Annotated in this window: 20 protein-coding genes and 4 pseudogenes; 8 read left to right on the forward strand and 16 right to left on the reverse strand. The window is 43.6% G+C overall.

The window, feature by feature from the left end; genetic code table 11:
* Window positions 1-153: 153 nt before the first annotated feature.
* Together L1D31_RS13650 and L1D31_RS13655 are read right to left on the reverse strand one after the other, a co-directional pair.
* A pseudogene (locus L1D31_RS13650) lies at window positions 154-459 on the reverse strand (transposase); the annotation flags it as partial.
* A complete protein-coding gene (locus L1D31_RS13655) occupies window positions 350-613 on the reverse strand; it encodes a hypothetical protein (protein ID WP_239837863.1) in 264 nt (87 codons plus the stop codon). The gene L1D31_RS13655 and the pseudogene L1D31_RS13650, both read right to left, overlap by 110 nt.
* Before the next feature lie 112 nt (window positions 614-725).
* Here L1D31_RS13655 and L1D31_RS13660 point away from each other — a divergent pair.
* From L1D31_RS13660 to L1D31_RS13670, 3 genes and pseudogenes are all read left to right on the forward strand, one after another.
* Window positions 726-1,651, forward strand: a pseudogene (locus L1D31_RS13660) (IS5 family transposase).
* 448 nt (window positions 1,652-2,099) lie between these two features.
* Entirely contained in the window at window positions 2,100-2,789 is a 690-nt protein-coding gene (locus L1D31_RS13665) for an outer membrane beta-barrel protein (RefSeq protein ID WP_239837653.1), read from the forward strand.
* A 66-nt stretch (window positions 2,790-2,855) separates the two neighbouring features.
* The gene (locus tag L1D31_RS13670) at window positions 2,856-3,527 is read left to right on the forward strand and encodes a porin family protein (protein WP_239837654.1); all 672 of its coding nucleotides are present in this window, start codon (window positions 2,856-2,858) and stop codon (window positions 3,525-3,527) included.
* Between the two features lie 48 nt (window positions 3,528-3,575).
* Here the strand turns inward: L1D31_RS13670 and L1D31_RS13675 are convergent.
* A pseudogene (locus L1D31_RS13675) lies at window positions 3,576-3,978 on the reverse strand (transposase); the annotation flags it as partial.
* A gap of 384 nt (window positions 3,979-4,362) precedes the next feature.
* A pseudogene (gene dinB, locus L1D31_RS13680) lies at window positions 4,363-5,337 on the reverse strand (DNA polymerase IV); the annotation flags it as partial.
* Window positions 5,338-5,493: 156 nt separating this feature from the next.
* Here dinB and L1D31_RS13685 point away from each other — a divergent pair.
* The gene (locus L1D31_RS13685) at window positions 5,494-6,711 is read left to right on the forward strand and encodes a diguanylate cyclase (RefSeq protein WP_239837655.1); all 1,218 of its coding nucleotides are present in this window, start codon (window positions 5,494-5,496) and stop codon (window positions 6,709-6,711) included.
* A gap of 33 nt (window positions 6,712-6,744) precedes the next feature.
* Here L1D31_RS13685 and nqrM read toward each other — a convergent pair whose 3' ends face one another.
* The 9 genes from nqrM to bolA form a co-directional block, all read right to left on the reverse strand.
* Window positions 6,745-6,999 (reverse strand): (Na+)-NQR maturation NqrM, encoded by a 255-nt coding sequence (gene nqrM / locus L1D31_RS13690; RefSeq protein WP_239837656.1) that lies wholly within the window; start codon window positions 6,997-6,999, stop codon window positions 6,745-6,747.
* Window positions 7,000-7,019: 20 nt separating this feature from the next.
* On the reverse strand, window positions 7,020-8,024 hold the full coding sequence (locus L1D31_RS13695; RefSeq protein ID WP_239837657.1) for an FAD:protein FMN transferase: 1,005 nt from the start codon (window positions 8,022-8,024) through the stop codon (window positions 7,020-7,022).
* A 146-nt stretch (window positions 8,025-8,170) separates the two neighbouring features.
* Complete coding sequence (gene nqrF / locus L1D31_RS13700) at window positions 8,171-9,394, reverse strand: NADH:ubiquinone reductase (Na(+)-transporting) subunit F (protein ID WP_239837658.1); 1,224 nt, start codon at window positions 9,392-9,394, stop codon at window positions 8,171-8,173.
* Window positions 9,395-9,427: 33 nt separating this feature from the next.
* A complete protein-coding gene (gene nqrE, locus L1D31_RS13705) occupies window positions 9,428-10,024 on the reverse strand; it encodes an NADH:ubiquinone reductase (Na(+)-transporting) subunit E (protein ID WP_239837659.1) in 597 nt (198 codons plus the stop codon).
* A 7-nt stretch (window positions 10,025-10,031) separates the two neighbouring features.
* A complete protein-coding gene (locus L1D31_RS13710) occupies window positions 10,032-10,664 on the reverse strand; it encodes an NADH:ubiquinone reductase (Na(+)-transporting) subunit D (protein ID WP_239837660.1) in 633 nt (210 codons plus the stop codon).
* Window positions 10,664-11,434, reverse strand: coding sequence for a Na(+)-translocating NADH-quinone reductase subunit C (locus L1D31_RS13715; protein ID WP_239837661.1), 771 nt, complete (start codon window positions 11,432-11,434; stop codon window positions 10,664-10,666). The genes L1D31_RS13710 and L1D31_RS13715 overlap by 1 nt, the downstream gene beginning before the upstream one ends.
* Complete coding sequence (locus tag L1D31_RS13720) at window positions 11,424-12,668, reverse strand: NADH:ubiquinone reductase (Na(+)-transporting) subunit B (protein WP_239837662.1); 1,245 nt, start codon at window positions 12,666-12,668, stop codon at window positions 11,424-11,426. The genes L1D31_RS13715 and L1D31_RS13720 overlap by 11 nt, the downstream gene beginning before the upstream one ends.
* Before the next feature lie 5 nt (window positions 12,669-12,673).
* The gene (locus L1D31_RS13725; protein ID WP_239837663.1) at window positions 12,674-14,014 is read right to left on the reverse strand and encodes a Na(+)-translocating NADH-quinone reductase subunit A; all 1,341 of its coding nucleotides are present in this window, start codon (window positions 14,012-14,014) and stop codon (window positions 12,674-12,676) included.
* Between the two features lie 435 nt (window positions 14,015-14,449).
* Entirely contained in the window at window positions 14,450-14,758 is a 309-nt protein-coding gene (bolA, locus tag L1D31_RS13730) for a transcriptional regulator BolA (protein WP_239837664.1), read from the reverse strand.
* Window positions 14,759-14,896: 138 nt separating this feature from the next.
* Between bolA and L1D31_RS13735 the strand changes: the two genes are divergently transcribed.
* The 4 genes from L1D31_RS13735 to L1D31_RS13750 all read left to right on the forward strand — a co-directional run bounded on the left by L1D31_RS13735 (window position 14,897) and on the right by L1D31_RS13750 (window position 18,674).
* Window positions 14,897-16,027, forward strand: a complete 1,131-nt coding sequence (locus L1D31_RS13735) for a methyltransferase (RefSeq protein WP_239837665.1) — start codon at window positions 14,897-14,899, stop codon at window positions 16,025-16,027.
* Window positions 16,028-16,078: 51 nt separating this feature from the next.
* Entirely contained in the window at window positions 16,079-16,648 is a 570-nt protein-coding gene (locus L1D31_RS13740; RefSeq protein WP_239837666.1) for a YajG family lipoprotein, read from the forward strand.
* Entirely contained in the window at window positions 16,648-17,193 is a 546-nt protein-coding gene (locus L1D31_RS13745; RefSeq protein WP_239837667.1) for a peptidylprolyl isomerase, read from the forward strand. Before L1D31_RS13740 ends, L1D31_RS13745 begins: the two co-directional genes overlap by 1 nt.
* A gap of 95 nt (window positions 17,194-17,288) precedes the next feature.
* On the forward strand, window positions 17,289-18,674 hold the full coding sequence (locus tag L1D31_RS13750; RefSeq protein WP_239837668.1) for an MFS transporter: 1,386 nt from the start codon (window positions 17,289-17,291) through the stop codon (window positions 18,672-18,674).
* Window positions 18,675-18,734: 60 nt separating this feature from the next.
* On the opposite strand, the gene L1D31_RS13755 is transcribed toward L1D31_RS13750, so the two are convergent.
* From L1D31_RS13755 to L1D31_RS13765, 3 genes are all read right to left on the reverse strand, one after another.
* Window positions 18,735-19,397: a ChrR family anti-sigma-E factor gene (locus L1D31_RS13755; protein ID WP_239837669.1), complete on the reverse strand. Its 663-nt coding sequence runs from the start codon at window positions 19,395-19,397 to the stop codon at window positions 18,735-18,737.
* Complete coding sequence (locus L1D31_RS13760) at window positions 19,394-19,978, reverse strand: RNA polymerase sigma factor (RefSeq protein ID WP_239837670.1); 585 nt, start codon at window positions 19,976-19,978, stop codon at window positions 19,394-19,396. Before L1D31_RS13760 ends, L1D31_RS13755 begins: the two co-directional genes overlap by 4 nt.
* Window positions 19,979-20,045: 67 nt before the next feature.
* The gene (locus tag L1D31_RS13765) at window positions 20,046-20,615 is read right to left on the reverse strand and encodes an LON peptidase substrate-binding domain-containing protein (RefSeq protein ID WP_239837855.1); all 570 of its coding nucleotides are present in this window, start codon (window positions 20,613-20,615) and stop codon (window positions 20,046-20,048) included.
* Window positions 20,616-20,945: the final 330 nt, after the last annotated feature.

Here is a 20,945-nt window from a genome sequence, read left to right on the forward strand (position 1 = left end):
CGAACCTCGGTTTACGAGCGCTTGGTTGTATTCTTTCCAGTTGGTGATTTTTCTCTTCGATTTACCCATCTGATCCCGCCTTTGCCCTACTCTCAAAGGATCAGATCGTTGGTTAACGGAAAGGTTCCATCAATTTGGTCAACAACGCCGTGCAACGATTCCAATTTCAGCGGTTAAGCCTCTAATATGATTAGCCCTAGCAGTCCTACGAGCAATTAGTTCTTCTCGGACACGGTGCATTGATTGAATATCTTGTTACTCGCTCGTCTTTACGGACACAAAGCGCATATTCGGCCTGTTTATCGCTTCGCAAATGGCTTCAGCATCGACGTTGTCATTTTTATTAGTTTTAACATAAGGCTTTACAAATTGAGCTGTAACAAGCTTCACTGTATACCCCGCGTTGATAAGTTCTCTTGCCCTGTAATAAGAGTAACCACATGCTTCCATTCCAATGATTGCTGTAAAAGACACTCGTTTCATGATCGCTTTTAACCATGTGTTTCTTGCATTTTTTCCCTGCCAGGTCGGCTTTTTTTTCATTTTCATCAACAGCATGAATATTGAACACATTTTTTGCCAAATCGAAACCCACACGAATAATCGTTCCCATCTGAGCCTTCCATGCTACGAATAAACCATGTTTATATAATGTAGCTAATCCAGTGTGATAAGGGTGAGGGGTGTCCATACCATTGGCTACGTAAGTTAATCACCGTAGTCCTATGCCGAAACATCGTTACAAAACAAACAACAGGAAACAGTACAACAAAGATCTAATCTATCGAGGTTCCCTTAGTTTCTGGATGGATGAAGAAGCAATTCGTGAGTGGAAGCAGAGTAAACAAGGTAAACGTGGCAGACCTCGTCAGTTCAGCGACTTAGCCATTACCACTGCCCTTATGGTGAAACGAGTTTTCTCAAGGCCGTTGAGAACATAGCAATGGTTTATCGATTCTGTTTTTTCGTTGGCTAACGCCCCTATAGTCTGCCCACATTGCAGTTGTATCAGTCAAAAAGCTAAGCAAGTTGAGGCTTCATTTAAACCAATGACCAGAGGTGCAATACAGCATCTAGCCATTGATACGACAGACCTCAAGGTTTATGGCGAAGGTGAATGGAAGGCCAAGAAACATGGCACGGCAATGACGGGAAGCGTAGAGTCTGGAGAAAGTTGCATTTAGCGGTAGACACCGGCACTCACGAAATAATCTCGGCAGAACTGAGTTTATCTAATGTTACCGATACCGAAGTTCTTCCTAACTTGTCGAAGCAAACACGTCGAAGAATCATCGAAATATTTGGTGATGGCGCTTATGACACAAAGGGTTGTCACGATGCAATACGAATTAAGCGAGCTGTTCCGCTAGTCCCACCAAGAGAAGGGGCTATCTTCTGGGCAAGTGACTACCCTAGGAATTTAGCGGTAGGTTGCCAGAAGCTCTGCGGCTCCAACAAGAAGTGTAAAAGCGGTACGGCTATCATAAACGCTCACCATTAGAGACGGCGATGTTCCCGAGTGAAGAAGCTGCTTGGAGATACATTAAGCCTAAGAAATTACAATGCCCAAATTGGCGAGGCTTACGACATGATTAAAGCGCTGAATAAGCTTACAGGGCTTGGTATGCTTGAAAATCAGTGTGTTGTATAAGAATCACTCTATTTCAGGCGATTTCGTTTTCTGTCCGAATTACGCAACAAAGCCCCAGTACATACATCAGTTAGTTGTTAATCTACCTAAATATGGTGACTACAAAGCAAGTGAGCTGGGATAGGCTAGCACTTTATTGTGCTGAATTTTCACTGGGGTGTTTCTAAAAAGGTTTCGGCACAAAGATACTAAGAGCAACCAAAAACACCATAAGCTACTGACTTTAATAAACAAAACATCCGGAAATGTTAGTTATTGTTCAACAGTGTGTTTTTATGTTTTTTCATTTCTTTCCAATCCACCTAGCTTTTGACAACTTTGTAGACATCGAGCTAGGTCAATCACACAGTCATCACAAGCTCGTTTAACTAGCGTTCGCGTTGGTAAAGCAGCACGACGGCAAACCATATTTTTATCTAACATTTATTTATAAGTAGCGTAATTAACTATGTTCAAAACAAAACTCAAAGCTTTGGCTATCACAAGTCTTTTTATTGCTCCACTAGCAACAGCTAACCCATACTTTATGGGATTAGAGCTCTCTGGTGGAAAATTTAACACTAAGTTTTCAACTACTGAAGATCTCTCTAGTGACGATCCTGCATTATTAGAGAGCGCTTCGAAAGATCTAGACTCAAAAACCGCAATTCGCCTTGTCGGTGGTAAGTACCTGAATGATAATATTCGAGTTTACGGTTTTGCTCAAACAGATGGCGAAATCGAAGTAACAAAAAATGTTGCCGATATACTAACAACCAAAGCATCATATAAAAGTTACGAAATTGGCGCTGGTGCTGATTACCTTCACTTTTTTAACAAACAGTTCTTTGCTGTTGCTGGTGCATCACTTGGCTATTACAGTAACGAACTAAAAGCAGATGCTAAAATAGACCTCGGTGGTGGTGACGTTTTCGAGCAAAATAACAAGTCATCAAATTCAGGACTGGTAACAAGCATTAACCTCGGCCTAGGTTATAACTTTACTGACTCATTTGGTATGGAGGGTGGTTACCGACTATCTCATTACTCAGGTAACGATCATACATTTAACTACGATGACGAAGGCTATAAGTGGAGTGAAACAGTTAGCTTTAAGTCATCTAACCAGTTTTATGTGAACGCCACATATAAGTTCTAAATATAACCACAGAGCAGCATCTTAACGATGCTGCTTTGTTTTTAACAAATTACAGATTATAAAATCATGAACAGAATCGTTGTTATCGCCTTTATAATGTCAGCCCCTGTTATAGCTAGTACCGAGTATCCCCAAGTATTCATCGGTAGCAAAATCGGCTATCAAATGGCTTCTGACGGCACTTATAATCACTCAGTTCCAAATGGGTCGATTTGGGGTATCTACAGTGGGTTGCAGCTTTCTTCTGCTTGGAGTTGGGATGTGGGCTATCAATATCATTATGACTTAAGGGCGGATGCCACATCAGTCAATGTAAAGACGTGGTTGATTGAGAGTGCTCTCCGCTACGATTGGTATCTGCAAGGTAATCTGAGTTTGTACAGTCGACTTGGTGCGGCTTATTGGGATATGAAAAAAATGCGACCTTCGTTAGATAACCTCAATGCGAATGGTTTTTCTCCACTTGGTGAAGTTGGGGCTAGTTATAATATAACACCCACTTTCAGTTTGTCTGCAGGTTATCAGTACATCGATAGCATAGGTAAATCCAATACAGGCAAATACGATAGCCATTCAGCATTGGTAAGTCTTACTTATACCTTTGGACCTAGAAAACAACCAGCGCCTGTGGAAGTGACTCAAACTGTTGAAAGTGGAAAAAGAAACCCTCAACAGCAAGCTGCAACCTCAAATATGGACTGTTCCTCACAAGACTATCGATGGTGGTTTGGGAGTTGATAGCATCAATCTTAGTGATAACTTTGTTAAGTCCTTAAGTGAGGTAGCTTCTGTTCTCCATTCGCCTTCCCCATAAACCTGAGGCCTGTGGCATCAATGGCCAGATGTTGTATTGCTCCTATGGTTTTAGTTTTAAATGAAACCTCAATGTCCTTAGCTCGGTGACTTATGCAGATGTAGTGCGGGCAAACTAGCGGGATGCAGCCAACTAAAATCGCGAGTCTAGAAATCCTTGCAATATACTCAACGGCATAGAGAATATGCGTTTCACCATAAGTGCAGTAGTAATAGCTAAGTCGCTGAAATGGCGAGGTCTGCTGTGCTTGTCTTGTTTGTTTTGTTTCCTCTGGGCTATCACTTCCTCATCAATCCAAAAGGTCAGAGAACCACGGTTTATTAAGGCTTTGTTGTACAGCGTCCAGTTAGTTGTTTTGTAACCAGGTTTAGGCATGTGGCTACGACGGTTAATGGATATAGCCAATCAGATCGTAGCTTCTTGATTTAGTTCCATCGATTTAAGCAACAAAACCTACCGATACCAAAAGTTATCCGCATTTTTCTAATTTAAGCAATTGATCTAAAATGGCTCTGTCCAAAGCTTATTACGGTGATGTAGATTTTTGTGTGTTCACCAAGGTATCCGTTTAAACCAACCAGAACTATGCAGAACCAATCCATACCAGTTTTTAGACTACATTGAAACGAATAAATAAATTTATTGCATTTTATGCACATATTATTCATTTATTAAGTTGGTACCTAAAAAACATGGCGCAATTTCTTTATGATGTATACTCTTCATTCCGCTATGCGTCTAAAGCGACTCGCTGCACACAATCAGCTTTAACAAGTTGCTCCTGCCAATTGACAAGAAATCGGCAATAATGGGTGCATTGGGAAAAAGCTGAAAGTCAGCAAATTTGAGTTTAATCCCTTGCTTAATAATCGCCTTTTCGGGAGAGGCTTTGGTTAATCGTGTTTCCAGCTCTGGAAAAAGTTTATTTTCAATCACTTGCCAACACTCGTCGTAAGTAATGATATTCTTGCTAAAAGTCCGCTCGACACCAACGGATTTTCGTTCTCGCTCAACCACCACCTCACGTTGATCAATACCATGGCTCTTTTTCCACAAAGACGCCCCTAAGCGACCAAAACGTAATAAAAGCTCTCGATAATCACCGTTTTTAATGTCTTCACAAGTGTAAAAACCCGCTTGATGCAGTTTCTCGACACTCACCTTCCCTACTCCGGGAATTTTTTCCAACGGCAGTTTGTCAACTTCCTGCTGAACTTTATCCGGTGGAATTACATACTGACCATTAGGTTTATTCATATCCGATGCCACCTTGGCCAGAAATTTTACCGGAGCCACTCCTGCTGACGCAGTCAACTGAAGCTCATTAAAGATATCGCGGCGAATGGCTTCTGCAATCAAAGTCGCCGACCCGTGGCATTGCATTGAATCCGTCACATCCAAGAACGCCTCATCCAAAGACAAAGGCTCAATGATCTCGGTATAGCGAGAGAAAATCTCTCGGATATGCAGAGAAGCCTGTTTATATACCTGCATCCTGCCCGGAACAACTAATAAATGCGGGCACAGCTTTAATGCTTTCCCTGTCGGCATGGCACTGCGTACACCAAACTTTCTCGCTTCATAGTTGCAAGTACTCAGAACACCACGTTGTTTCTCATGCCCCCCCACGGCTAAAGGATGCCCTTGATAGCTAGGATTATCACGCATTTCCACTGCGGCATAGAAGCAGTCCATATCAACATGGATGATCTTTCTTACTTTTTCAGCGGCCATAGAAAAACGCCAACACTGTACATAAAAACAGTATAAACAATTATTAGATCAATCACCAACCTCTAAAATGAAAGAAGCACTTTTCCTTTTCTATAATAGAAGTATCAATATATACCGTTATGCTTAATTCATACACTGCGATAAAAAGGGAATCAGGTGAGCCATAAAGTGTTAGTTGTCGAAGACAGTCGTGCTTATCGCAACTATTTAACCCAACAGTTGAGCGCCATAGGTTGTGATGTCATCGGATGTAAATCCTACGCAGAGACTCAGCAAGCACTGCATCAACATCGCAGTTTTCATTTTGCCGTACTCGATTACTGCTTACCAGACGCACAAGATGGCGAAGTAATCGATCTTGTCCTAGACAATCAGCAAAAGGTTATCGTATTAACCGCCACCTTTAATGAGAGTGTTCGTGAGCGTTTTATCGCTAAAGGCGTGATGGATTACCTGCTAAAGGACAGCATGGCGTCGGTTTCCTATCTTCTCCCACTTGCTCAGCGTCTAATGAATAACATTCATCATCATGCGTTAGTCGTGGACGACTCCCTCACCGTGCGAAGACATGTAACACAGCTACTTGAGCATCAATACATACGCACAACTCAAGCACAAAATGGATCAGAAGCGCTACATAAGCTCGCAGAAACACCCGATATCACTTTCATCATTACTGACCATGATATGCCCAGTAAAGACGGCATCGTAATGACAAGAGAGATCAGGCAAATGTACGACAAAAACAGCTTGGCGATTCTCGGTTTATCTGGGAGTGAAGATAGAACCTTAACCGCAAGGTTTCTTAAAGCTGGAGCTAATGATTTTTTACATAAGCCATTTAATCAGGAAGAATTCTTCTGCCGAGTAAACCAGTTGCTGGATATGAAGGAAGCGACTGATGAGCTGTATAAGCTTGCGAATCAAGATACTTTAACGGGTCTATGGAATAGACGCTTTTTGTTTAGTCAATCCTGTACTGAAGGGAGTGCTAGATATATAGCCATGATTGACATTGACCATTTCAAAGCGGTTAATGATACCTATGGTCACGATGGTGGCGATGCCGCCTTGAAAAGCATTGCACACACCCTAAAGGCTTATTTTCCACAAGATGTCGTAGTTCGATTTGGTGGGGAAGAGTTCTGCGTTCAGTCATATTCCACTTTGGATGAGTTTATAACCCGGCTGGAAAAAATGCGCCAAAGCATTGAACAGTCCATCATTCAGCATAATGGACAGGACATTACGTTGACTATCAGTATCGGGCTATGCAGTGTAGAAGGAACGCTAGAACAGCAAATAAAGATCGCTGATGACTGTCTGTATGTCGCCAAAAGACAAGGACGAAATCAGATCATAGCCACAGAATGATCAAGCCCGGAACGCACTCCGGGCTTAGCGTCTCTAGGCAATACGGTCTTTTTCCCATGCTGCCAGCTTTTCCTCACGAGCAGCGAGCTTTTCTGCTCTCACGGCTTCACGAGCTTCGCGTTTTTTACGCGCATCACAGGGTTCAGGACAGTTACACACCTTATCGACCCCAACCGCACCTAAACCGCCACAACTGCCTTTCACCACTTTCTTCTGGAAAATATAGCCAACAGACATGGCAGCGATCACGGCAACGAAAATGCCGAAAGTAATCAGAAATGTACTCATAATGACATGCTCACTCGGTATTATTTGTTCATAAATGGCTTATACGCTTCCGATGCCATTTCTTTAAATCCATCTTTGGTTTTCACGATCATAAATACAGGGATATTATTCTCGTTGGCTATCTTCATTCCCTGCTCTTCACCAAGAACCATCAAGCCTGTAGCCAAACCATCAGCAGTCATCGACGATTCGTCCAGTACCGTCACAGAGACGACTTTATGACGAATGGGTTTGCCCGTTTTAGGGTTGATGATATGCGAATAACGTACACCATCACGCTCAAAATAGATACGGTAATCACCTGACGTGGCAATCGCCATATCGCCCGGTTCAATAATCTCTTGCACCGCTCGCTCATCTGCAGAAGGTTTTTCTATCGCAATGCGCCATTTCACCCCTTCTCGATTTACCCCTTTCAGTCGCATTTCACCACCGACTTCAACCATGTAATTTTGAATACCCTGTGATTGAATATAGTCAGCAACGACATCAACCCCCCAACCTTTAGCAATGGTTGATAGGTCAACGTACAAGTCAGGAATATCTTTAGTGAGAGTATTCCTTTCAACCGTTAAATGTTGAATCCCTGTATTAGCTTTACGCGCAGCCAACTCTTCATCAGTAGGTACCACTTCAGGACGAGCTTCGGGGCCAAATCCCCATAAGTTGACTAATGGACCAACAGTGACGTCAAGCGCCCCTAAAGTAAGACCGTTTAAACGGATCGCTTCTTTCACCACCGAGGCTGTTTGAGGCGATACTGTAAATGGCTCTGAAGTACGATCTTGATTAAAACGACTCAACTCAGAATCAGGCCGGTAGGTCGACATTTGCTCGTTCACTTCCTCAAGTAAACGGTCGACTTCTGTCTGCAGTGCTTGCGGTGAAGGCACGCCTTCCTCTGAAATGTACTTAATATTGTAAGTCGTGCCCATTGTAGGACCACTGAGATGAACTTGCTCAACGGGCTTTTCACAGCCAGCAAGCACTAAAAGAGAAGCAAATACAACAAGCCACTTTTTCACTTGTTTGACTCCTTATTAAGAGAAACGGAAATAGCGCATGACTCTGTTTAAGAGCGCATCGACTATGGCCATTAAAAAAACTATTAGCAGGAAAAAACAATGGCTGACTCTTGCGAGCCAGCCATATATTTCAATCACTTTGGTGGTTAACCACCAAAGTCATCGAGTAGGATGTTTTCATCCTCAACACCAAGATCTTTTAGCATGCCGATAACAGCAGCGTTCATCATCGGTGGACCACACATGTAGTACTCACAATCTTCAGGCGCTTCGTGATCCTTCAGATAGTTTTCGTACAATACGTTGTGAATGAAACCGGTGTAGCCATCCCAGTTATCTTCTGGCATAGGATCCGATAGAGCACAATGCCATACGAAGTTATCGTTCTCTTCTTGAAGCATATCGAAATCTTCTACATAGAACATTTCACGCTTAGAACGGGCACCGTACCAGAAAGACATCTTACGAGAAGACTTCAGACGCTTAAGCTGATCGAAGATATGAGAACGCATCGGCGCCATACCTGCACCACCACCAACGAAAACCATTTCGTTGTCAGTGTCTTTCGCGAAGAACTCACCGAATGGACCAGAAATCGTACACTTATCACCTTCTTTCAAAGACCAAATGTACGAAGACATAATACCTGGTGGTACGTCTGGGTTATTTGGCGGTGGCGTAGCGATACGGACGTTCAGCATGATAATGCCTTCTTCTTCCGGGTAGTTCGCCATTGAGTACGCACGGATCGTCTCTTCATTGACCTTAGACTCATAACGGAACAGGTTGAACTTGTCCCAGTCTTCACGGTATTCCTCAGGGATATCGTAGTCAGCGTACTTCACGTGGTGAACTGGCGCTTCAATCTGGATGTAACCACCAGCACGGAAAGGTACTGATTCGCCATCTGGGATTTGTAGCTTAAGTTCTTTGATGAATGTTGCCTTGTTATCATTAGAGATAACCGCACATTCCCACTTTTTAACGCCGAAGATTTCTTCAGGAAGCTCGATGTCCATGTCAGTTTTCATCGCAACCTGACACGCTAGACGCTCACCTTCACGCGCTTCACCTTTAGTAATATGGTCAAGTTCGGTAGGTAGAATGTCACCACCACCTGATTTAACTTTTACGCGACACTGGCCACATGAGCCACCGCCACCACAAGCAGAAGATACGAATACGCCAGCACCAGCTAGAGCACTCAGCAGCTTACCGCCCGGTTGTGTAACGATCGCCAAATTAGGGTCGTCGTTCACAGAAATTGTAATGTCACCTGTTGGTACAAGCTTAGACTTAGCGAAAAGAATCACTAGTACTAGCGCAAGTACGATCAGAGTAAACATCACTACACCAAGAATAATGTCCATTGACTATTCCTTAATTGTTGCGGTTTACCCGACTTACAGTTGAACACCAGAGAAAGACATAAAGCCCAACGCCATAAGACCTACAGTGATGAACGTGATACCAAGACCACGTAGACCCGGAGGCACGTCTGAGTACTTCATCTTCTCACGGATACCTGCAAGAGCAACGATAGCCAGCATCCAGCCCACGCCAGAGCCGAAGCCGTAAACGACTGATTCAGCAAAGCTGTAGTCACGTTGCACCATGAAAGATACACCACCGAAGATCGCACAGTTTACTGTGATCAGCGGTAGGAAGATACCTAACGCGTTGTACAAAGGAGGGAAGAAGCGGTCAAGGACCATTTCTAGGATCTGTACAAGTGCTGCAATGACACCGATAAAGGTGATGAAGTTTAGGAAGCTAAGATCAACACCTTCAAGCAAAGCGTTTTCTCTCAGAACCAGGTTGTATACCAAGTTGTTCACAGGTACTGCGATAGTCAGTACCACAACAACAGCAACACCAAGGCCGAAAGACGTCTTAACTTTCTTAGATACCGCAAGGAATGTACACATACCTAAGAAGAAAGACAGAGCCATGTTTTCGATGAAAATCGATTTAACTAATAGACTAATGTAATGTTCCATGACGTCCTTACTCCTTCGCTTCTACTTGCTCTGGTTTCAGAATACGGATTGCCCAGATTAGGAAGCCGATTAGGAAGAATGCAGATGGGGCAAGCAGCATCAAACCGTTAGGCTGATACCAACCACCATTGCTCACTAGAGGTAGAACTTCTAGGCCAAACAGTTTGCCGGAGCCAAACAGTTCGCGGAAGAAACCCACAGTGATAAGAACGAAACCGTAACCAAGACCGTTACCAATACCATCAATAAGAGACGGCATAGGCGCTGATTTCATAGCGAATGCTTCAGCACGACCCATTACGATACAGTTCGTAATGATCAGACCTACGAATACCGATAACTGCTTAGAGATATCGTATAGGTATGCTTTTAGCACTTGGTCTACCACAATTACTAGAGATGCGATGATCGCCATCTGAACGATGATACGCACACTGTTAGGAATGTGATTACGGATTAGAGAAACAGAGAAGTTAGACAAGGCCGTAACGAATGTTACTGCCAGCGTCATTACAAATGCTGTCTCTAGTTTAGTTGTTACTGCCAATGCAGAACAGACACCAAGAACCTGAAGCGCAATCGGGTTGTTATCCAACACCGGCGCTAAAATGCTCTTTTTAATGTTTTGTGCGCTAGACATTAGTTCAGACCTCCGTCACGAACTTTTGCTAGGAACGGACCAAAGCCCATATCGCCTAACCAGAAGTCGAATGTACCTTGAACACCGTTACCAGTTAGTGTTGCACCTGAAAGGCCATCGATACCATGCTCTGAACCTTCTGGAGCGCCACCTTTAACAATCTTAATTGCTGGCTTGTGGTTGTCGTCAAACAGTTTCTTGCCGACCCACTGAGCACGCCATGAAGGGTTCTCAACTTCACCACCCAGTCCTGGCGTTTCACCTTGCTCGTAGTAAGTGATACCTGACACTGTGTTGCCGTCAGTTTCAACCGCAACGAATGCGTACATCATAGACCATAGACCGGTACCGTGTACTGGAAGGATGATCTTAGAAACGGCATCGCCTTCTTTCACTAGGTAAACAACACCAGTGTTAGCTCGACGAATGATCTTTGCTTTGTCTTCTTCAGCCGTTAGCTTGATTGACTCAGCAGGATCTTTCGCAGCTTTACGCTGATCGTAAGTTGCTGCATCACCTTCAACAAAGTCACCAGTGTTGAAGTCGACTAAGCGAGGTTCAATGTACTCAGCAAAGAGCTCTGGTACTTTCTTACCTGCAGCATCAACACCTGCTACTTCAACGATCTTGGTTTGCTTATCTAGTACAGCGTTCGCTTTTTGTTTGTCACGTAGACCTACAGCTGCTGTTGATACGATGATTGAACAAACAAGGCTCAACCCGATAACAACACCCAGCGTCTTTTTAATGCTGTCGTTATTACTTGCCATAGCGTGCTTGTCTCCGCTTGATGTTCTTCTCGATAACTAAGTGGTCGAACAGAGGTGCAAACAGGTTCGCGAATAGAATCGCCAGCATCATACCTTCTGGGTACGCTGGGTTCACTACACGAATAAGTACACACATTACGCCGATTAACGCGCCGTACCACCATTTACCCTTATTAGTAAATGAAGCAGATACTGGGTCTGTCGCCATAAAGAACATACCGAATGCAAAACCACCTAACACTAGGTGCCAATGCCATGGCATGTTGAACATTGAATTGGTATCAGAACCGACAACGTTGAACAGCGTTGCTGTTGCAATCATGCCGATCATCACACCAGCAATGATGCGCCACGATGCAATTCGCATATATACGATCATCGCTGCACCGATCATTAGAGCCAGTGTCGATACTTCACCAATTGATCCTGGGATGTTACCGATGAATGCATCCATCCAAGTGATAGGAGCGCCTGTCACTGTATTGACTAGTGCACCGTTACCACCTTGTGCCCATTGGCTAAGCGCCGTTGCACCAGAGAAACCGTCAGCTGCTGTCCAAACCACGTCACCCGAGATTTGCGCTGGGTAAGCGAAGAATAGGAAAGCACGGCCAGCCAGTGCAGGGTTAAGGAAGTTACGACCTGTACCACCGAAGATCTCTTTTGCAACCACAACACCAAAGGTAATACCTAGTGCGGCTTGCCATAGAGGAAGCGTTGGTGGAACAATCAGTGCAAATAGGATAGAAGTAACAAAGAAACCTTCGTTAACTTCGTGCTTACGCACCATACAGAACAGTACTTCCCAGAAACCACCAACAATGAACACTGTTGCGTAGATAGGTAGGAAGTAGGTCGCACCTAAGATCATTTTGCTGCCGACACCTGCATCAGGGGCAATAGTGCCGCCTAACATTTCGGTCAGCCAATAATGCCAGTTACCTGCCACTATTGCTGCTAGCTGATCACCAACATACATATGGTTCAGTGCTGCAATCGCTTGGCCACCCGCGTTGTACATACCCCAGAACATTGCTGGGAATACCGCGAACCAAACCATGATCATGATACGTTTTAAATCAACGCTATCACGAACGTGTGAGCTTTTCTTTGTAATAAGACCTGGAGTGTAGAAAACTGTTGCTACAGCTTCATACAAAGCAAACCATTTCTCATGTTTGCCACCAGGCTCAAAGTGATGCTCGATGTCTTCAAGAAACTTTTTAAGAGCCATGAAAATTACCCTTCCTTCTCGATCTTATCTAGGCACTCACGAAGTAGTTCACCGTACTCGTATTTACCAGGACAAACAAAGGTACACAATGCTACGTCTTCTTCGTCTAGTTCTAGAGCACCAAGAGCTTGAGCACTATCAGTATCACCAGCACATAGGTCACGAAGTAGCAGAGTAGGTTCCATATCTAGAGGCATTACACGTTCGTAGTTGCCGATTGGAACCATTGAACGATCACTACCGTTAGTGGTGGTTGTCATGTTGAACAACTGACCTTTGAAGATATGACCAAGGAAAGCACGGGTTACCGAGAACTTGTTCTTACCAGGCATCGCCCAGCCAAACAGTTCTTTGTCACGACCTTCACGTAATACAGAAACCTGTACGTGGTAACGACCTAGGTAAGCGTGAGGACCAGTTGCATGAGTACCTGTTAGTACTGAACCAGAAATCACACGAACTTCACCTGGCATTAACTCGCTGTCAGTCAAATCTTCTAGGTTTGCACCTTGAGTTGTACGAACTAGACGAGGGTTGTTCACTACTGGGCCAGCCAGAGATACAACACGATCCGTGTAAAGTTCACCAGTTAGGAACAACTTACCGAACGCAATAACGTCTTGGTAGTTGATGCTCCACGCCACGTTTTCTGCATTTACTGGGTATAGGAAATGCATGTGGGTGCCAGCTAGACCTGCTGGGTGAGGGCCATCAAAAACATGCTCTTCAACATTTGACTGAGAAGAACGAGGAAGACTGGTACCAGCTTTACAAACGAAAACTTTACCGTCAGTCAGAGTTGAAAGCACATCCAAACCTGCAACGAAAGCGTCTTGCTGCTCATTGATGATCAGCTCAGGCTGGGCTGCCAACGGATTCGTATCCATTGCAGTCACAAAAATAGCCTGTGTAGAAGACTCGATTGCTGGAACCTTGCTAAACGGACGAGTACGTAAAGCTGTCCAAAGACCAGAGTCAACCAGTTGAGTTTTAACCGCATTACGGTCAAGACTTGCTAGTTGGCTGGCTTCAAACTTATCGAACGTTACCTGTTCCTCACCTGACACTTCAATCACAACAGATTGAAGGACACGTTTGGCACCACGGTTAACCTCGATCACTTTACCGCTTGCTGGTGAAGTAAATTTGACACCAGGGTTCTTTTTATCTTCAAAAAGAACTTGGGCTTTCTTTACTTCATCGCCTACGCGAACATGCATAGTAGGACGCATGCCGACGTACTCTTCGCCAAGCAAGGCGACTTTCTTGATGGTCTTACCATCATTAATCACCTGGGTAGGAGTTCCTGCGATAGGAAGGTCCAAACCCTTCTTTATTGTAATCATACGCACTTGCACTACTTTTATCGGGAAAAAGATTCTTTGATTGCGTAACTTTTAGACACGACACTAGTGTCCGGTTTTGGCGCAGTTAAAAACACCAAAATCGCAACATCCTATTAAAAACCTCGCTACAAATTTAGTCGAGATTTATCAGGTGCGGTAGTCTATCATCTTTTTAGAAGTCTATGCCATGACCAATGAAGGGAATCAGATAGATATTTCGAAGGATTTAAGTTTAAAAGGCTAAGTATTGGTCATAAGTTTGAACCATCGCACAAACATCAATAACCACATTATCAACAACGCCTTTCAATATTCACATTACAAATCATTTCTAATTAAAACTAATTAAGCTGTGTATTTGTTTCTACATTGTTAACGTTCACCTAAATTGCAGGCGATAAAAAAGGCAGCCTATGCTACCTCTTTTCTTTTCAATTACTTGGAGCCCCCCAAGCACATCGGGCTATCCGGCGCTAATTCGTTTTGCTCTTTCCATTCATCTTGCGTGTAAGTATGAATAGATAACGCATGAATATGGTTCGCCAGCTCATCAGCAAGCACCTGATTCACTTGGCGATGACGGCCAATCAAACGCTGACCGTCAAATTTATCACTGACAATCACCACTTTAAAATGGCTTTCCGAACCCGTAGGAACGTTGTGCATATAGCTTTCATTCAGCACATTAAGATGAACGGGTGCAAAGTAGTCTTGGAGCTTGGTTTCTATCACTTCTTGCAGCATTGCGCATCACCATTGAAATATGAACAGTATTAAAAGAAAGATAATAGTCTTCTTAATAGCAAAGCTAAAGGTTTTAGTTTTCACAACCTTCACCTTCTGCGACAATTTAAACTATGAATTTGACCATGCGTTTCAACTATGAAAACTGAACTTGCGCTTCATGGGCGTACTTTAACCCTTCATCGATTCCCAAAACGACACAATGAAACCCTCCAAGCGTGGGACGCTGGCGATGAGTATCTCATTAATTATATGAAAGAATTAAACATTGGTACTGGCAAGAATATTCTCATTATCAATGATAATTTTGGCGCGCTAAGCTGCTGTTTTTCCGAACAACATCAAGTAACTATGATGAGCGATTCCTATATTGCGCATCAAGCAACACAGCAAAACCTTCAATACAATCATTGTCCGAATATTGTGTTAGAAAACACCATGGGGTTAATCCCATCAGAGGTTGACTATGTTTTGATGCAAATTCCGAGAAACAATCGCCATCTAGTCTGGTTACTCAGTCAATTAAGACAATACATCCCTAACTCTGTACCTGTCATTGCGGTCAATAAAGCGAAAGAAATTCATACCTCCACACTGAAGTTATTTGAGAAATATCTCGGCACCACGACCACCTCGTTAGCATGGAAAAAGCATCGCTTGGTCTTCTCCCGAGCCAATAGCCTTCACCCAGCTCCTATCGAACCATCAACCTGTTGGAGTGTCGAACAGCATGGATTTGAGTTAGAAAACTTACCGAATGTGTACTCAGGTGAAAAACTCGATCAGGGAGCGCGCTTTATGCTTGAGCATCTCCCAACAAACTTATCCGATAAGAGGGTCATCGACCTCGGTTGTGGCAACGGTGTGTTGTCCGTAAAAATGGGATTATTGAATCCACAGATCCAGATAACCTGTATTGATGAGAGTTTTATGGCGACAGAATCAGCGAGAAGAAACTTATCCAATACCCTAGGAAAAGAGCGCAATTTTCAATGCTTAACAAACAACTGTCTGGACGGTTTCACGTTTGCAAGCGCAGATTTGGTGGTGTGTAACCCTCCTTTCCATCAGCAACAAGCGATTACCGATCATATTGCATGGCAGATGTTCTGTGACACAAAGCATGTTCTCAGCAACGGTGGGCAATTATTAGTTATCGGCAACCGCCACCTCAGCTACGATGTGAAGTTATCTAAGCTATTTGGAAAACAGAACGTAAAACTCGTCGCTTCAAATAAGAAATTTGTTATTTTACAAGCGACTAAATAGTTCACTATCATGTCTCTAATACGTTTAGAGTTACGATTAAAGGAAATTACAATGAGAAAATTGGTTCTAGCCGCGTCAATGGCCTTACTTACTGCGTGTGCCGCCCCGCAACAAGATCAGCTTAACTTCATGCCTCAACCAGTTTTGAGCAATAGCGACATCGTAAAAGACGCAAGTTTCACCCTGACAAGTAAAGACGTACGTTCAGCACAATATGTGGCACTTATTGACAGTGGTCGTTCAAACATTGAACCAATTCACTCTAAGCAAAATGTACGTATTGCGATCGAGAATGCTCTGCTGGAGCAGTTCCAATCTCAAGGTTTCCGTAGCACAGTTAACAGCGAAAACTCAATAAAAGTAGAAGTCCAAGAAGCTCTCGTTTCTGTCAAACATTCTGTGATGGAAAATGAGATGGACGGTAAAGTCGTACTCGAGATCACCGCCGAAACCCCTCAAGGCAAATTAGTGAAAACCTACACAGGTACAGCTAAACGCACTGGTGCGCTGAGTGCTTCTAATGAAGAAATCGAAGTTGTACTTAACGACGTCATCAACCTAGTATTCAAAGAAATCGCAAGAGACCAAGAACTGAAAAACTACATGCAGGAGCGCTTCTAATGTGGAAAGTTGCGATAGCCTCTCTAGCTCTAGTCAGTAATCTGGTTTTTGCAGGCCCTAAAGTTGAATTCGAAACCACACTTGGCGCGTTCACCATCGAACTGAATCAAGAGAAAGCACCACTCACTGTAGAGAACTTTCTCAAATATGTTCAAGATGGCAGCTATGTCGGCACTCAGTTTCACCGCGTGATCCCAGGTTTCATGGCGCAAGGTGGCGGTTTTGATAAAGACATGAAGCAGCTATCAACTTACGCTCCAATAAAAAATGAAGCCTCTAACGGTTTGAAGAATGAAACCGCAACTGTTGCTATGGCAAGGACAAATAACCCGAACTCCGCCACACGTCAGTTTTTCATTAACTATGCCGACAACAGCTTTCTTGATTACGACCAACGCCCACCGGGCTATGCAGTTTTTGGTAAAGTCACGCAAGGCTTTGATGTTGTAAAGCAAATGTCTAAAAAACGGACTAAAACGGTCGGTCGTTACCGTGACGTGCCCGCGACGCCGATTATTGTCACCAAGGTAACCTTGCTTCCATAATCTATAAAGGCTCCAACATATCCGGTTGGAGCCTTTTCAATTCCGCTCATTTTCCATAACTTAGCAATCACTATAAAACAAACAAGGAAAGGTTTATGTCTGCCAGTTCCTCTTCTATGTCTTGGCTAGCAACCATTCGCAGTTATTTTGACAAACGCCTACTCTGGGTGTTTATGTTAGGCTGCTCTAGCGGCTTTCCATGGGTTTTGATCGGCTCTAACATGTCCGGTTGGCTTAAAGACGCAGGCTTAACTCGCGCTGCTATTGGCTATTTCGGTAGTGTCTTTGTTGTCTACGCGATTAACTTCTTATGGGCGCCGCTTGTTGACCGAGTCAAGCTGCCTATTTTGCATGCTATCCTAGGCCAGCGCCGCAGTTGGATTTTCTTATGTCAGTCGCTTGTCCTAATCTGTACGCTATTTATCGCAGGTGTTGACCCATCTCAGAACTTGATGTTGACCTCTATGCTTGCGTTAGGCATCGCTATAGCATCGGCCACTCAGGATATTGCCATCGATGCTTTTCGTATCGATACCTTTCCTAAGTCTGAGTCTTCTAAACTCCCCCAAGCCTCGGCGATGTCGGTTATTGGTTGGTGGACTGGCTACTCAGTGCCTGGTTATTTAGCGTTTATCAACGCCGATTCAATAGGTTGGAATGGTGTCTATTACGGAATGGCTGCCGTAGTCGGTCTACTCATGATTTTCACCTTACTCGTTGGTGAACCGAAAACCCAGCGAGATGAGCTGCAAGCTCAAGCTGAGCAACGGCATAGCAAGGTCGTCAAGAATCGTATCGTTGCATGGTTTACCGTGACCGTGGCAGAGCCATTTCTCGACTTTTTCAGAAGCAATGGCTTTAGAGTTGCGCTAACACTACTGCTGTTTGTTTTTCTCTTTAAAATCGGTGAAGCCTTCTTAGGTCGCATGTCAATTACCTTTTATAAGGAGGTCGGCTTCAGTAATGAGCAAATTGGCCATTATTCGAAACTTGTCGGTTGGGGCTTAACCATTCTTTTCACCTTAATTGGCAGTATGGTTAACGTAAAGTTCGGCATTGTGCGTGGCCTGATGATTGGGGGAATCGCAATGGCTTCAAGTAACTTAATGTTTGCTTGGATTGCCAAAGTAGGTCCGAGTGAACAGTTATTCCTCGCAACGTTAGTTGTCGATAACTTTACTTCTGCCTTTTCCACCGTTGCTTTTGTCTCATTCTTGACCGTAGTAACTGGTCAGGCATTTTCGGCAACCCAGTATGCCTTACTGGCTTCATTGGGCAACTTCGGCCGCACAACATTAGCCTCATTTTCTGGAGAGTTGGTTGATTATCTCAACGATTGGTCGATGTTCTTTATCCTGACCGCGTTGATGGTAATTCCGAGCTTGATTATGCTTTATTCATTGCGCCACTATTTCACAGATATGTTAAACAAGGCACAAAAAAGAGATATTCAGCCTTCGAAATCACCAAGTGTTGAGTGAAGATAAAAAAAGCAGGCTTGGATAATCTCAAGCCTGCCTTGATAGCGCTTTTACGTTCCCTTACGGATACAAGCCCTTTCCAAATCTATTAAATATCCGTGCGACCCCTTGAGTAAATATCATCGGCTCAGTGAGCACCGTTAGACAAAGACAGTCTTCGCCTTGTTTTGTACATGGACTGTGCTTGATAGAAGCATCTTTGACTAAATAATCTCCAGCTTCGTAATGACCATCTTCATCACTAAACCCACCGTGCAGAACCAAGGTAGACTCAATACCTTTGTGTGTATGCTGAGGTATCTTCACGCCTTCCGCAATATACATCAAATTGACCCGCACGCTGTCACCAATATCAATCGGTGCACTAAAAACCTTGCCGCCATAGCTTTTCCACTCCCCGACCCTATCTCGGAAGCGTGATAGAGAAAAAGGTAGCTGGAACGTTTTGCCATTCACTTCAATGCTAGAAGGTTTCCTGATCGGCCTAGATAGGCTTGAGGCAGGTTCACTTTCTAGGATGTCGTTTAGCATAGTATCAAAGCCGTTATCGTCAAAACCACTAAGATCCATCAAAGCTTCACCAAGATGATTCTCTAGCTGTTGGACTTGTTTCTGACAAATGGGGCAGCTTTCCAAATGAGTCGCGACAGTAAACCCGTCGACTGCATCCAGATTGCCTTCAACATAAGCTTGTAACATAGGCTGATTCGGATGATAGCTCATAATCTTTCTACCTCTATTGAATAACGTAATTTCTCTACAGCGAGCCTTAACCGAGACTTGACTGTACCGACAGGTATGTCGTACATATCAGCAACTTGCTGATGGGGCAGTTCTTCAAGATACACAGCTTGCACGACTTTTTTTTGTGCTTCTGGAAGAATATCTAAGAACTTCACAACTTGCTCTTTCAGCATCTCGTGCTCTGGGGTGTAATGTTCCACCATGTCTGGTGGGCAATAATCGTTAGGCCAAATGTCTTCTGAATGAATATGAAGATCTCTTCCTCGTTGTTTCCTCAGCGTATCGAAACAAAGGTTCCTCGCTATCGTATAAATCCACGTTGATAACGAGCTTTTAGAGCCATCAAAAAGATGACTTTTCTGCCACACGGTTGTCATCGTCTCTTGAACCAATTCGACAGCTACTTGTTCATTGCCCATGTGCTTGTAAGTAAATTGTTTTAACCTAGGCGCAAAGTGCTTGAAGACCAACGCATATGAGGCTTTGTCTTTTTCTTTCACTCTCTCCATACAGAGGAGCCAGTCTTTTTTAACGAAAGATTCAGTGTCCTTAACTGCCATGTTCAGGTCCTTATCTGCACTTTTACTGTTTTACGTCAGAAAGAAGTGGGTGGATCACTCAATAAGTTTAGCTTTCAATAGAGCGGGAGAGAAACTCTATCGCTTTGGTGCAATCTTTTTGGCGTAACAGAAAGTCAAATTGCTTCTGAGGTACAGGAAGGAGCTCAAGCCAGCGCTGGCTGACCCAGCTTGCATCGTCAAAGAAACATTGGTCATACAAATCACCGAGCTGAGGGAATTGCTCATACACATTACGAAGTTGCTCACTCAGATATTCGTGCTGTTGAGAAAGTTGAGAAAACTCCCAGCTTGTACGCCACTCGATGCGTGCTTTACGCAAGCCATCAAATTCGATTCTGATCCTTTTGATTTCGAAGCATCTGAGGCCAACCACTGTTACCCCCAATAACCCATCTTCGAGCAGTTCAAAGTCGACAATTTTCGCCAACGACCCAACCGATGATAGTCGGGGTGATGCCGAAAGCTCATCTTGTTCAACTAAGCAAATACCAAAGGTGCCATCAGATTGACTCGCCTCTTTGATTAATCTTTTGTATCTAGGTTCGAAAATACGAAGCTTCATTTTTCCTTCAGGAAGAAGCATTGAGCCTAGAGGGAACAGCATAATTTCTGACAACATTAATCATCCTTAATCACTTTATCAGTACTTACGAAAAAGATGACACAGGGATCAATCACTAAATATGTTGATTGTTTGACAGGCATTAAAATTAGCGCAAGCGCTTGCGTAAACGATACCCATATCACTTTTTATGCAAAACAATTACACACCCGTTACATCCTAAAAAAATAATCATTAATGAGATCTCAATCACTAGTTTTATGTATTTTTACACTCCGTATCACTATTAATTGAGATTTTTATCGTTAATATGCGCTCCAGTAAAAGCACAACAAAGATTGTGCAACGATGGCTATATGAATGTATTTTGATATTGAATAAACA

Source organism: Vibrio sp. Isolate23, assembly GCF_022398095.1.
Classification (GTDB): domain Bacteria; phylum Pseudomonadota; class Gammaproteobacteria; order Enterobacterales; family Vibrionaceae; genus Vibrio; species Vibrio coralliilyticus_A.